Below are 12,040 nucleotides of genomic sequence, written 5' to 3'. Positions count from 1 at the left end.
CGAAGCGCCGAGACGGATGAGGGGTGTTCCAGGGAACGCCAACGCCTCACTCCGCTGGAACACCCCTCATCCGTCGCCTTCGGCGACACCTTCTCCCACAAGGGGAGAAGGGGGAGAGAACCTCGCGGCGCCTCAAATTGGCGATACTGGTGGGTGTGCTTTCTCAACGCGATAAAACCCTGCCGTTCAGCGATACAGTCCCCGGCCGCCCGGCCAGGGAGACGGGGCGGGCGGCCGGTCAGAGCCTTGGCGGCGAGGCGTTGCGCTATCCTCGCCGCCGGCTGGCCCTGGTGTCTACTTGTTCGGCGCCTGGTCGATGATCGACTGCATCGTCTCCTGCGCGTTCTTGATAGCGCCATCGACATCGTCACCGAAGAACACCTCGTTGATCATCTGCGTCCAGGGACCGTTGGCGGAGTTGATCAGGTCGTTGAACACCACCGAATAGGGCGTCCTGCCCTTGGCCATCGCCTCGGCCGCCACCTGGTAGCGCGGGTCGAGGTCCTTCAACGCGTCCTTGGCGATGTCGTTTCGCACCGGCAGGCTGCCATATTTGGCGAGGATGGTCTGGCCTTCGAGCGAATAGGCGAAGTCCAAAAACTCCTTCACCACGGCGATCTTCTTGGTGCCCTTGGTGACGACGAAATTGTCGCCGCCTGCGAAGGACGACCAGCCGCCATCCTTGCCCGGCAGGAAGGTGATGCCGTAGTCGACGTCCGGGTATTGCGTGTTGAGCGCGCCGATGGCGAAGGCGCCGGACGGCGAGATGCCGATCTTGCCGCCGGCGAAGGCGGCGAAGAAGTTGGCGCCGGTGTCGGTCTGCGCGCCCTCGGGCACCAGCCCCTTCTTGACCATCGAACGGTAGAGGTCGATCGCGCCGCGCAGCTGCGGGCTATCGAGCGTCGCCTTCGAGCCGTCCTCGGACAGGATGTCGGCGCCCGAGGCCCAGATCAGCGGCGTGAAGGTGAAGATGTTGCAGCCGCCGCAATTGCCGGAGAAGTAGAAGCCCTTGATGTCGCCGCCGAGCGCGTTGACCTTCTCGGCGTCGGCCTCGATCTCGGCCCAGTTGGCCGGGCCCTTCTCAGGATCGAGCCCCGCCTGCTTGAACAGCTTCTTGTTCCAGATCAGCACCGAGGCGTCGGCCGAGAACGGCAGGCCGTAGATGCGGTCCTTGTAGGTGCCGGTCTTCACATGCGCTGGCGACAGGCTGGCGAAATAGGGCAAGGATTTCGCCCAGTCGGTGATGTCCTCCAATTGGCCGGCGGCGGCGAAGGACGGCGTGTAGATCAGGTCGAGCGAGAGCGCGTCGGGCGCGGTGCCGCCGGCGGCGGCCGCGCCATATTTCGGAATGATCTCGGCATTGGGGATGATGTCGAGCTTGATCTGGTCCTTATGCGCCTTGTTGAAGGCGTCGACGATGCGCGGCATGAAGTTCGAGCCGTCGGCGCGCACCCAGATGTTGGCGGTCTCGGCGGACGCCGCCTGCAGGCCGCCGCCGATGACGGCCGCGGCTAAAGCCAGCTTGGCAAACATGGTCTTCATTTTACTCCTCCTCATGGTTCTCCTCCCTGTTTTGGCCATGCCGCCCGGCGGATCCGGGCGCGTAGCCTTGTTGCTTCATTGCGGCGGACTGCCGCATGACTGACGCACCACCAGCCGGCACGGCAGTTTCCTGATGCCCGGGGCGGCCGGCTGGCCGTCGACGAGCGAAAGCAGGGCAAGCCCGGCCTCGCGCCCGAGGCTCGCCAGGTTCATGTCGATCGAGGTCAGCGGCGGGCGCGTCGCCTCGGCCACGATCTCCCAATTGTCGAAGCCGATGACGCCGACATCCTCGGGCACGCTAATGCCGCGCTCGCGCAGCGCATCGATGACACCGCGGGCGATCTGGTCGTTGCCGCAGAAGACGGCATCCGGCCATCCTTCCCTGCCCGCTTTGCCGAACAGTTTTGCCACCGCATCGTGGCCCCAGCCTTCCGACCAGGCGCCCAGCAGCGGCTCGGCTGCGGGCAAGCCGTTCTCCGTCAGGACATCGCGGTAGGCCCCTGCCCGAGCGTGCACCACGGCGAAGCTTGCCGGGCCGCTGACATGGGCGATGCGGCGGCGCCCGAGCCGCAAAAACTGCTCGACCGCCAGCCGCGCGCCGCCGGCATCGTCGGAGACGAGGCCAACCGCGCCGGGATCCGGCTGGGTGAAGGCGTAGACGACCGGAATGCGCAGGTTGGAGAGATCGACCGGCAGATGGCGGTCGATGCGCTTTCCGGTGGCGACGATGCCGTCGACGCGCTTGTCGAGCATGGCTTCGACATGCAGTTGGCCGAGCCGCTGATCGTCCTCGACATTGCACAGGAACACCGACACGCCCTTGTCGACCAGCGCATCCGAAACGCCGGCCATCAGCGGCAGCGAGAAGCGGCCATAGGTATCGTTGGTGAGCAGGCCGACGGTGAAGGAGCGTTTTCGCAACAGGCTCTGCGCCAGGCTGTTCGGCCGAAAGCCAAGCCGCCGCGCCGTCTCGCGGATGCGCTCGCGCGTCTCGGCCGTCATGCGCCCCTGCCCGTTCAGCGCCTTGGACGCCGTCGCCACGCTGACGCCGGCCGCGGCGGCGACCTCGCGCAGCGTGACCGGCGGCTTTGCGGAAACTGGCGCTGACTCGGCGTCTGAAACCATTTTCGGTGCAGGACCTCCCAAGTTGAGAAAACCTTTGCTCACAGAGGCCTGCCGCGTTCGAACCGGGGGCGGATGTCGAAAGCAACCATTTGGGAAAAGGTTTTCTCAAAGCGGAGAATAGGGTGAAGATGAGCATGAAGGCAAGAATTTTTTTGACAATCAGTCCCGCGAAGGGCGTCAGGCGGACGGGGCTCCGGAACGTCGCACATCAACCACTTTGAACAGAATGGGCAAACGACTGACGCACCACCCGCGGTAGCTAGCGCGCGCCTTCCAACCGGACAGCCCTACCCCAAAGAGCGAAAGCTGGACGGCGGCCGCGACACCCACGCCTCTATCTCGCGGCTTACCAAACCGGCGGCTTGGTGATGGATGAAATGCCCCGCGTCAGGGATGGCTATAAGCGAGGTGACGTTATCGACTTCACGGAAGGTGCCATCATAGGCGTTGGTCGGAACATAGGGATCGTCGGTTCCGAACAGCACCAAAGTCGGCGCCCTGACCAGCGGCAGCGGGCCGATGTCCGGCACCCTGCCAAGCGGTATATTGGCCCGATAGTAACCGAGCATCGCCTCCGGATCGGAACCTCGAAGCGACTCGACGAGCGCCTGCCTGTCGGCGACATCCGCAATCCACGCGCCAAGCTCCTCCGGTGCCGGCAAGGCTGCCGCGCCCGCTTCTTGGAAACGGCGCATATAGCTGAAAAAACCTGCGTTGGCCGGATCGGCGATGGCGCGAATGTAATTTCGCGGATGCGGCGTAGACAGAACAACAAGGTGGCGCACCGCGTGCGGCACGCGCATGGCGAGCCACCAGGCGATGGTCGCACCCCAGTCGTGGCCGACGATCGAAGCCTGGGAGAGTTGTTCCGCCGCCAGAACGGCCAGCACATCCTCGACCAGATGCGGCAGCAACGCATAGTGGGCGTGCCCTCGCGGCGCATCGCTTCGTCCGAAACCGCGCAGATCCGGCGCCAGCACCCGATAGCTGCCGCAAAGGGCTTGCATCTGCGGACGCCACCCGAGGCAATGGTCGGGAAAACCGTGCAGGAAAACGACCGGCGGGCCGGAGCCCGCCGCGACGTAGTGCAGTTTGACGTTGCCGTTGAGTGCGAAGCGGGATTCGAGAATTGCTTCCGAACTCACCTTCCGCCAGCCGCCGCCGTCACATCTTCACTTCAAGGCGAATGAACGGGCCGTCGAACGTCTGATTCTTGTGGTCCGCGTTCACGATCAGATTGTGCCACTGCTCGATCTTGTAGCCGGCGGTGAAGGTGGTATTCGTGATAGGCGCCCAGCTCAAGCCGGCCGAAGCCTCCACATTGTAAACCGTCTCGCTCGAATGCTGGCTCTCATCAGAGAGAGTCTGATGGGAATCGGGATTCGTGGTCGTTTCAGTCAACAAAAACTCGTCTTTACGGCGACCCCACATGACGGACCCTGCAACCGAGCCTGTCAGCCCCCAGCTTTCGCCGATCGGGTAATAGGCTTCGGCGCCGACGCGCGGACCGATACCCCAGAATTCCGAGGTGCCAAGTTTGTCAAAGGAGCCGCCCTCGGCGGCGGGATCGGAGGGGGTAAAGCTTTCGGAAAAATCGATTGCCGTTTGATCGGCATGCAAGAGCCGCAACCCGCCGAAGAAGCGGACGTCCGCCGACTGCACCTTGACGTGCTTGCCGACATCGAAGTCGACCGTCTGGAAGTCGAACCCATGACTGAGCGATGCGCTGAATACGCCGCTACCCTCGGCCAAACTCTCGCCCTCCGACCAGTCCCTCCCCGTGTGAAAGGCGCCGGCGAGGCGCCAATCCATGTCCGGGGAAATCTGCTTGGTCAATGAGACGGCGCCGTTGAAACCGGCCTTGCTGTGCCCAAGCTTGTCGGGCGTGAGACCGAGCTTGTCGCCGTCGTGGATTTCGTTTCGAAAGAACGAGCCTTCAAAGGCCAGCTTGATGCGCGAATCGATGACCGTTTGATCAGTCGCCTGCCCCTCCGTCGCGTGAGCTGTCGCCACGCCGACGGAAGTGACCGAAGCGGCCGAGGCCGCCACGGTCGCCAATAGTTTACCCTTGCCTTGCATTTCCTGCCCCGCCCTGGAATCCAGCCCGGCGCAATATTGCAGACGCTTTCATAAAGGCATATTGCCGCTACGCCGTGTCAGCAACTTTGCGGGACCGGTGTCACGTCTTTGCAACAGTAACAGGCACGTGCATTGAACGTTGCAAGCGTGGGGTGTTTTCCGACATGGGGAGTTAGGGTGAACAGTCCGGCGCAAATTGACGGCATGCTCAATAACCTCGTCTACGCTCTGTTCGCGCGTAGCGGCCTACAAGACGAGGGCGAGCTTGGAAAAATTCCCGGGGAAATCGGCAATCTCGTCGTCTTCGACCATCCGGAGGCCGTGGACAGGATCGCCAAGACTCCCGCCCTTTATCGCAAGAATTTCTCTCTGATCTCGGCGCTCGGCTTCAGCCGCTTCAACACCAATGACGAGGAATGGGCTATCAGGCGCGCGGTCACCCAGGACCGCTATCTCGCGGCGGCGAAGCCCGCCCATGAGCAAGGCGTGGCTGAAGTCTTCGGCAACTGTCTTGCCGGCTGCGAGACCTCGCTCGCCGGCATCCAGCAGGCGCTTTTCGCTGGTGCCATGACGACTTTCTACCAGGCGTTCGGCCTTGTCGCGCAGGCGGGGCCAACGGCCACGCTGCTTGACCGCACGCGCGAGGTGCTGCGGCGCCTGCAATATTATTCCTGGGTCACGCCCACCGATGCCGAGCGCAACGGCGCCATTCAGGATGCCCGCGCGATCATCGCCGATTTCGGCTCGCAGCTTACGGCAGACCCACGCACGATGGCCGAAATGGCCCGCTTCTCGGAGAAGGCTGGCGGGATTGACGGTTTTTCGCCAATCGAAGAGTTTGTGATGAACCTCTTTGCCGGCGTCGAGACCACCGTGACGACGGTGCTATGGGTTATCGACAGGCTCGGCGCCAACCAAAAGGCCCAGGAGCGCGTGCATGAGGAGATCGCCGGGGACGAAGAAGAGACACCGTTTACGGACTGCTTCATCAACGAGACGATGCGCTATTTTCCGCCGATCCCGTTCCTGACCCGCGAGGTGGGCACCGATACGGTCATCGATGGCACCGTACTGAGGGCCGGGCAACTTATCATGCTGTCTGTCGTCGGCGTTCACCAACATCCCGCCTTCTGGGAAAACCCGAGGACTTTCGATGCCAGCCGCAAGGAGTTCATCAACAACAGTTTCGACCGCCGCGCCTTCATCCCCTTCCTGACTGGACCGCGTATGTGCGGAGGCGCACGCCTGGGCCGACTCGAGGTGGAGCAGGCGGTTCGCGCGGTCGTGCGCCAGTTCGCCTTTACGCGCGCCGACGACGTTATCCGCTTCGACTATGCGCTGGCGCTGCGCCCGGCGAGCGGCATGTCGGTCACGGTATCAAGACGCTAACGGGCGCTTGCCTGTTTCGACCGACATTTAAGCAAGTCCGGAAAGCCGCTATATCAATTTCCCGGCCGCCTGTTGGGGTCGAGATCGGCTGGGAGCCTATATTTTCATCGAAGTGCGATCCCGCCGTGATGGACTGCTCATATGGCGGATAGAAAACCGAGAATCAGGAAAGCCTGATCGGGCGTCATCAGCGACGGCGGGTTGCCGGCATCGATGTAGTCGACGATGCAAAGATCGGGTCGGGCGCGGCGTGATTGTTCGAAGGCTTGCCTGTCGATAAGCCCGCTCTCGCGGTCGTACATGAGCATGATGTGGGCCTCGAGCTTGGCGACCATTGGGAACAGGTCATATTTGCGGCCGGTCATGGCCTCGAAATTCCCGGTCGTCGCCGGATCGTAGGCCAAACGAAACCCACCAGTCCCTGCGGCAATTCTGCTATCGATGAACCGGTCGAGGACCCGCGTCTCCACCCGCCCCATGCCCGGATTTGCCCCACGCAGATATTCCCCTGCCTGGGCGCGCGTCTGGAATACAAGCGCTGCTTCGCGGATGGCCTCGTTTCGCAAAGCATCGACCTTCGGCCCGCCAACCAGGGGAACATCGTTGAGGACAATCCTGTCGACGCGGCTGCGGTTCGCATAGAGGAACAGAACGAGGATCAGCCCGCCCCATGACGTGCCGACGAAATGGTTCTCCTTGCCGGAAAACTGGCTGAGCGCGCGCAGGCACCTGGAATAGAGATCAATATCGTAGCCGGAGCCGAGATAGGCGCTGCGCCCCCGTCCGAGCAGGTCGGGGCAGATCACCAGATAGCCGTTGCGGCAAAGGAACGCCGCAAGGTAATCGAAATCGGAGCCATTGCCGGCAAAGCCGTGCAGGCAGAACACGGTGCCGCGCGATTGTCCGGTCGGCTGCCAGATGCGCACAAACATCGAGGCATAACGATCGCCAAGACGGATGAGGATTTCCTGCGTCAGCACCTTAGTGTGCTTGGCCTCGTCCATCAGGCGTCCCGCTTGCGGACGGCGCGTTTCATTGCACCGCGGGCGTCGATGAAATCGCGCTTCCAGTAGACCGACTTATCGAGGTTGAGCAGTTTCGCCTCCTTGATCAGCGGCAGGATGTGCGAGGAAGAGCGCGTCGCCATCACGGTCGCGGCAATCGCGTTGCCGCCGGGATCGGGATTGAGCGGCCCCCTGTTTGCAACCCACGTCTCGGCAATTTCGCGGTTGGTCACGATCCAGCCGACGTAAGCAACGATCGCATCGTCGAGGGAACCGATGAGATGCGTCTGCTGCTCGATCTGGTAGCGCAAGGACTTCACCATCTGTCCAAACTCGTATCCATCGAAGGGCGGATAGTGCGCAATGAAATTGCAGACGAGCCCGAGAGAAACCGGGTTGAAAGGAACGCGGGTAAAGAGAAGCTTGCTCATGCGGACTCGGGCGTTTCGATTGCGCGCGGGAGATTATGATCAGCAGCAGGGGCGCGGCTAGTGGGAAAGCGCAGCCACACGACCGACCTTGAGCAGATCCAAGCCATACGAGATGGCGCGGCATCTCAGGGTGGGAGGTCATCGGCGCCGCGATGCCGCTCCGGCGCCCGGCTCACACCAGCCTCTTGCCCTCGCTTGCCACCATGGCCCTCCAGCGGTTTCTCGGTCGGCGCGGGCCTGGAAAACTGCCCTGTCGGACAAGATGACCGTCGGCATCGAATACCGTTACTCGCAGTTCGAGAAGGAAGACTTCTCGGACGTGTTTCCGATCCCGATCGGGCTCGCGACGACGACGCCGTCCTTCCACACCGTGCGGATCGACGCCAAGTACAAGTTCAACTAAGCAAAGGCCTCCAGCCAAAGCGAAAGCCCGCCGGTCATTCCGGCGGGCTTTTTTGTTTTGTCGGGAACGCGCCGGCGTGGCCGTCCTATGGTGCGAGACCTAACCAATAGAGGATGCCATGAGAAAGCTCATCGTCACCGAATTCATCACCATCGACGGAATCGCCGAGCACGAGAAACTGCCAGAAATAACCTGGAACGATGAGATGCAGGCATTCAAGGAGGATGAGCTTGCCGACAGCGGCGCCATGCTTCTCGGACGCGTGACCTACGAAATCTTTGCCGGCCACTGGCCTGCCGAAAAAGGCGACTTCGCCGACCGCTTCAACGCGCTGCCGAAATATGTCGCCTCGACGACCTTGAAAGCGGTCAATTGGCATCCGGCCGAATTGCTCGAAGGGCCCCTTACCGATGCGGTCACCCGGCTGAAGCAACGAAGCGGCGGCAACATCTATGTGCATGGCAGCGTGAATCTCGCCCGGCAACTGCTTGGCGTTGGCCTTGTCGATACCCTCAGACTGCTCGTTTATCCGGCAGCCGCAGGCCAAGGCGAACGGCTCTTTCCTTCGGACAAACCGACAGCGCTCGAGCTTGTCTCGGCGGTGCCGTTCAGCAATGGCGTGGTGGCGATGGAATACAGGGCGGTCGTGAAAGCTTAGACTAGAGGGGCGGTTTTCCGTCCGGAATTGCGTCAAAACAAAGAGATAGGCGTTTCGCCGTTTCCATGACGGTGAAACGCACTAGTGGCCTACTGCCTAAACGCCCGGCTGATCTGGTCCTGCAGCGGCTTGACCAGGTAAGACATCACCGAGCGATCCTCGGTCTTGATGAAGGATTCGACCGGCATGCCGGGCACCAGCTTGACCTCGCCGAGCCGCGCGACCTCCGCAGCGGTAGTGGTGATGCGCACAGTGTAATAGCTGACGCCCGTGCGCTGGTCGGTGGTGATGTCGGGCGAGGTCCGTTCGACCACGCCGTCGATCTGCGGTGTGGTGCGCTGGTTGAAGGCCGAAAAGCGCAGCGAAGCGGGCTGGCCGACCCACAGCTGGTCGATGTCGCTCGGCGCGATCTTAGCTTCCACCGCCAGATTGTCGTTGTCGGGCACGACCTGCATGATCGTCTCGCCCGGTTTCACCACGCCGCCGATCGTATAAGCGATCGACTGCTGCACGACACCGTCCTGCGGCGCGCGGATGTCGACCCGCTTCAATTGGTCCTCGGCGGCGACCTTGCGCTCCAGAAGCTCGCCCATCTGGCCGTCGACATCGCGCAGATCCTTGTTGACTTCGGTGCTGAGGTCGAGATCGATCTGGATGATCTGCAGCTTGATCTCGGCGATCCGCCCCTGCGCCTGAGCCTGGGCCGCAATAAGCTGGCCGCGCTCACCGTCGAGGCGCGTGGCCTCTCGCTCGGTCTGGGTCAGCCGGTCGATCGAGATGAGCTTCTTGGCCCAAAGCGTTCGCACCGAAGCGAGCTCCTTCTGCACCAGCTCTATCTCCTTGCCCTTTGCCTGCGCCTGCGCCGTGTCGCCGACGATCTCCTTCTCCAGCTGAGCGATGCGTTCCTCCAGCTGGCTCTTCTGGCCGGCGCGGGATGTGCGCCGCGTCTCGAAATGCTGCTTTTCGCCGGCCACCGCCTCGGCGACGTCAGGATCGGCAACGCGGTCCAGAAGATCGTTCGGAAAGATGATGGCGTCGCTGCCGCGGCGCTCCGAATCGAGGCGCGCCTTGCGCGCGGCGAGCTGGTCGAGCGCCTTGCTTACCACGCCAAGGTTGGCTGCGGGCACGGTACGGTCGAGACGAAGCAAAAGGTCGCCGGCTTTCACGTGATCGCCGTCCCTGGCATCGATCTCCGCAACAATGCCGCCGGTGGAATGCTGTACGTCCTTGACGTGGGAATCGACGACGAGGGTGCCGGGGGCGATGATCGCGCCGGCGATCTCGGTGACCGATGCCCAGCCACCGACGCCACCGGCAAGCAGGATTACGATGCCGACGCCGAGCCGCGTATAGAAGCGGATGGATAAATGTGAGGCGCTTGATGTAGCCATGTCAGCGCCCCGCCTCGGTTCCGTCGGCCACGGCAAGATGAGGACCTTCGGAAGCTACTCTCAGTTGCGGAGCGCCGGCCGGCACCGGCCGCAGCGTCGGGAACATCTTGGCGAAAACCTCGTCCTTCGGGCCGAAGGCATGGACGCGTCCCTGGTTCATCGCCAGCACGAAATCGACGGCCGCAAGCACGTTCGGCCGGTGCGCGACGATCACGACAATACCGCCCCGTTCGCGCACGGCCAGCATCGCTTTGATCAGCGCCTGCTCGCCATCAATGTCGAGGTTGGAATTCGGCTCGTCGAGCACAACGAGGAAAGGATCGCGATAGAGCGCGCGAGCCAGCGCAATGCGCTGGCGCTGACCGGCCGAGAGCGCCTCGCCATGTTCGCCGATCTCGGTCTCGTAGCCTTCGCGGAAACCGACGATGAGCTCGTGCGCGCCCGCCGCCTTCGCCGCTGCGATGATGGCGCCGGCGTCTGCCTCCGGCTCGAAGCGCGCGATGTTCTCGGCCACCGTCCCGGCAAAGAGCTCGACATCTTGTGGCAGGTATCCGATGTGGCGGCCACGCTCGGCCTGCGACCATTGATCGAGGTCGGCGCCGTCCAGCTTTATTCGGCCGATGGCCGGAAGCCAGGCGCCGACTAGCGCGCGGACCAGCGTAGACTTTCCCGACCCGCTTGGCCCAATGATGCCGACGCCATGACCAGCCTCCAAGGCAAAGCTCACATCCTGAACCAGCAGCCGCTGGGTGCCCGGTGCAGCGACGCCGATATTGTACATGCCGACATTCGCGCTCGGCGGCGGCAGCAACATCGGCGCGCTCTCAGCTGGCAGCGCCGCCAGAACCCTGTTCAGCCGCTGCCAGCCCTGGCGCGCTGTGACGAAACCTTTCCAGTTGGCAATCGCAAGATCAACCGGAGCCAGCGCGCGGCCGCTGAGGATGGAGGCGGTGATGATGATGCCCGCCGTCGCCTGCCCTTCGATGACCAGCCAGGCGCCGAGACCGAGCATGGACGACTGCAGCAGCATGCGCAGGACCTTCGATATCGCGCCGAAGCCGCCGGCGACGTCGCTCACCTTGCGCTGCTCGGCGATGTAATCGAGGTTGGCCTCTTCCCACCGCGCGGTAAGACCGCCGGCCATGCCCATGGCGGCAACGACTTCCGCATTTCGATTGGCCGCGCTGACCAGGCCGTTGCGGCGGATGCCGCTGGATGTTCCGGACGAAACCGGCTTTCGCGTCAGCCGTTCGGCCATGATCGTGAGCGCGACCAGCACGATCGCGCCGACCAGCGCCGTCACGCCGAGCAGCCAGTGGAACATGAAGATGATGAACAGGTAGAGCGGCAGCCAGGGCAGGTCGAAAAGCGCCGTTGGCCCGCTGCCCGACAGGAAGACGCGGACGCTGTCCAGGTCGCGCATCGGCTGCAGGCTGTCGCTGTCGCGGCCCGCCTTGAGGGGCAGACGCAGAATTGATTGATAGACACGGCCCCCGAGCGCTTCGTCGAGCGCTCCGCCGATGCGGACGAGCACGCGTCCGCGCACGAATTCGAGCACACCCTGCCCGCTATAGAGGATGAGGAGCAGGATGGAGAGGCCAACCAGCGTCGGCAGGCTGCGGCTCGGCAGCACGCGATCATAGACCTCGAGCATATAGAGCGAGCCGGCGAGCATCAGAACGTTGAGGATGCCGCTGAACAGCCCGACCGCAAGGAAAGCGGAGCGGCAGGCGCGAAGGGCCTCAGCAAGCTCTGAGCCTTGCGGGCGCTTAGCCGGCTTTGCGGCCGGCCGGGTGGACGCGGCAACTTTGCCAGCCGCATCGCGCCCGCCGAAATCAGATGGACGTGCACGAAACAAAACCAGACCACCGAAACCGGCGACCGCTGTTGCGCCCAATATCGTGCCCCCTGAGAGCGATCCGCGCGCAACAATCGCCACGCCAAGGATGAGAAGGACTAGGCCTGCCAGCCTCGTCCTCGCCTGCCCTGTGCCGAGCATGCCGGTTGTTGCCATGGCG

General features: G+C 63.2%; 11 protein-coding genes. 3 read left to right on the top strand and 8 right to left on the bottom strand.

Going from position 1 to position 12,040, the window contains the following annotated elements; all coding sequences use genetic code 11:
• Positions 1-294 precede the first annotated feature (294 nt).
• The 4 genes from LB565_RS04645 to LB565_RS04630 form a co-directional block, all read right to left on the bottom strand.
• Entirely contained in the window at positions 295-1,542 is a 1,248-nt protein-coding gene (locus LB565_RS04645) for an ABC transporter substrate-binding protein (RefSeq protein ID WP_224582001.1), read from the bottom strand.
• A gap of 75 nt (positions 1,543-1,617) precedes the next feature.
• The gene (locus LB565_RS04640) at positions 1,618-2,667 is read right to left on the bottom strand and encodes a LacI family DNA-binding transcriptional regulator (protein WP_224582000.1); all 1,050 of its coding nucleotides are present in this window, start codon (positions 2,665-2,667) and stop codon (positions 1,618-1,620) included.
• Between the two features lie 287 nt (positions 2,668-2,954).
• Positions 2,955-3,812 (bottom strand): alpha/beta fold hydrolase, encoded by an 858-nt coding sequence (locus LB565_RS04635; RefSeq protein WP_224581999.1) that lies wholly within the window; start codon positions 3,810-3,812, stop codon positions 2,955-2,957.
• Positions 3,813-3,831: 19 nt separating this feature from the next.
• Positions 3,832-4,746 carry an Lpg1974 family pore-forming outer membrane protein gene (locus LB565_RS04630; RefSeq protein WP_224581998.1) on the bottom strand — a complete coding sequence of 305 codons (915 nt, stop codon included), beginning with the start codon at positions 4,744-4,746 and terminating at the stop codon, positions 3,832-3,834.
• A gap of 204 nt (positions 4,747-4,950) precedes the next feature.
• On the opposite strand from LB565_RS04630, the gene LB565_RS04625 reads away from it, so the two are divergent.
• Complete coding sequence (locus LB565_RS04625) at positions 4,951-6,135, top strand: cytochrome P450 (protein ID WP_224581997.1); 1,185 nt, start codon at positions 4,951-4,953, stop codon at positions 6,133-6,135.
• 137 nt (positions 6,136-6,272) lie between these two features.
• On the opposite strand, the gene LB565_RS04620 is transcribed toward LB565_RS04625, so the two are convergent.
• Positions 6,273-7,139: an alpha/beta hydrolase gene (locus LB565_RS04620; protein WP_224581996.1), complete on the bottom strand. Its 867-nt coding sequence runs from the start codon at positions 7,137-7,139 to the stop codon at positions 6,273-6,275.
• Positions 7,139-7,570 carry a hypothetical protein gene (locus tag LB565_RS04615; RefSeq protein ID WP_224581995.1) on the bottom strand — a complete coding sequence of 144 codons (432 nt, stop codon included), beginning with the start codon at positions 7,568-7,570 and terminating at the stop codon, positions 7,139-7,141. The genes LB565_RS04620 and LB565_RS04615 overlap by 1 nt, the downstream gene beginning before the upstream one ends.
• Positions 7,571-7,832: 262 nt before the next feature.
• Here LB565_RS04615 and LB565_RS04610 point away from each other — a divergent pair, with 262 nt between their 5' ends.
• Both LB565_RS04610 and LB565_RS04605 read left to right on the top strand, forming a co-directional pair.
• Positions 7,833-7,973 carry an outer membrane protein gene (locus LB565_RS04610; protein ID WP_224581994.1) on the top strand — a complete coding sequence of 47 codons (141 nt, stop codon included), beginning with the start codon at positions 7,833-7,835 and terminating at the stop codon, positions 7,971-7,973.
• 118 nt (positions 7,974-8,091) lie between these two features.
• Entirely contained in the window at positions 8,092-8,631 is a 540-nt protein-coding gene (locus tag LB565_RS04605; RefSeq protein WP_224581993.1) for a dihydrofolate reductase family protein, read from the top strand.
• An 89-nt stretch (positions 8,632-8,720) separates the two neighbouring features.
• Here LB565_RS04605 and LB565_RS04600 read toward each other — a convergent pair whose 3' ends face one another.
• Both LB565_RS04600 and LB565_RS04595 read right to left on the bottom strand, forming a co-directional pair.
• A complete protein-coding gene (locus tag LB565_RS04600; RefSeq protein WP_224581992.1) occupies positions 8,721-10,022 on the bottom strand; it encodes an HlyD family type I secretion periplasmic adaptor subunit in 1,302 nt (433 codons plus the stop codon).
• A gap of 1 nt (position 10,023) precedes the next feature.
• Positions 10,024-12,036, bottom strand: coding sequence for a type I secretion system permease/ATPase (locus tag LB565_RS04595; RefSeq protein WP_224581991.1), 2,013 nt, complete (start codon positions 12,034-12,036; stop codon positions 10,024-10,026).
• Positions 12,037-12,040 lie beyond the last annotated feature (4 nt).

Source organism: Mesorhizobium sp. CA14 (genome assembly GCF_020165195.1).
In the GTDB taxonomy this organism is placed as follows: domain Bacteria; phylum Pseudomonadota; class Alphaproteobacteria; order Rhizobiales; family Rhizobiaceae; genus Mesorhizobium.
Note: the sequence above shows the minus strand (reverse complement) of the source record. Positions and strands in the feature narration are given on the sequence as shown.

Coding starts and splice junctions, on each gene's coding strand:
- LB565_RS04645 (WP_224582001.1), bottom strand. CDS start 1,542: ATGAAGACCATGTTTGCCAAGCTGGCTTTAGCCGCGGCCGTCATCGGC.
- LB565_RS04640 (WP_224582000.1), bottom strand. CDS start 2,667: ATGGTTTCAGACGCCGAGTCAGCGCCAGTTTCCGCAAAGCCGCCGGTC.
- LB565_RS04630 (WP_224581998.1), bottom strand. CDS start 4,746: ATGCAAGGCAAGGGTAAACTATTGGCGACCGTGGCGGCCTCGGCCGCT.
- LB565_RS04625 (WP_224581997.1), top strand. CDS start 4,951: ATGCTCAATAACCTCGTCTACGCTCTGTTCGCGCGTAGCGGCCTACAA.
- LB565_RS04620 (WP_224581996.1), bottom strand. CDS start 7,139: ATGGACGAGGCCAAGCACACTAAGGTGCTGACGCAGGAAATCCTCATC.
- LB565_RS04615 (WP_224581995.1), bottom strand. CDS start 7,570: ATGAGCAAGCTTCTCTTTACCCGCGTTCCTTTCAACCCGGTTTCTCTC.
- LB565_RS04610 (WP_224581994.1), top strand. CDS start 7,833: ATGACCGTCGGCATCGAATACCGTTACTCGCAGTTCGAGAAGGAAGAC.
- LB565_RS04605 (WP_224581993.1), top strand. CDS start 8,092: ATGAGAAAGCTCATCGTCACCGAATTCATCACCATCGACGGAATCGCC.
- LB565_RS04600 (WP_224581992.1), bottom strand. CDS start 10,022: ATGGCTACATCAAGCGCCTCACATTTATCCATCCGCTTCTATACGCGG.
- LB565_RS04595 (WP_224581991.1), bottom strand. CDS start 12,036: ATGGCAACAACCGGCATGCTCGGCACAGGGCAGGCGAGGACGAGGCTG.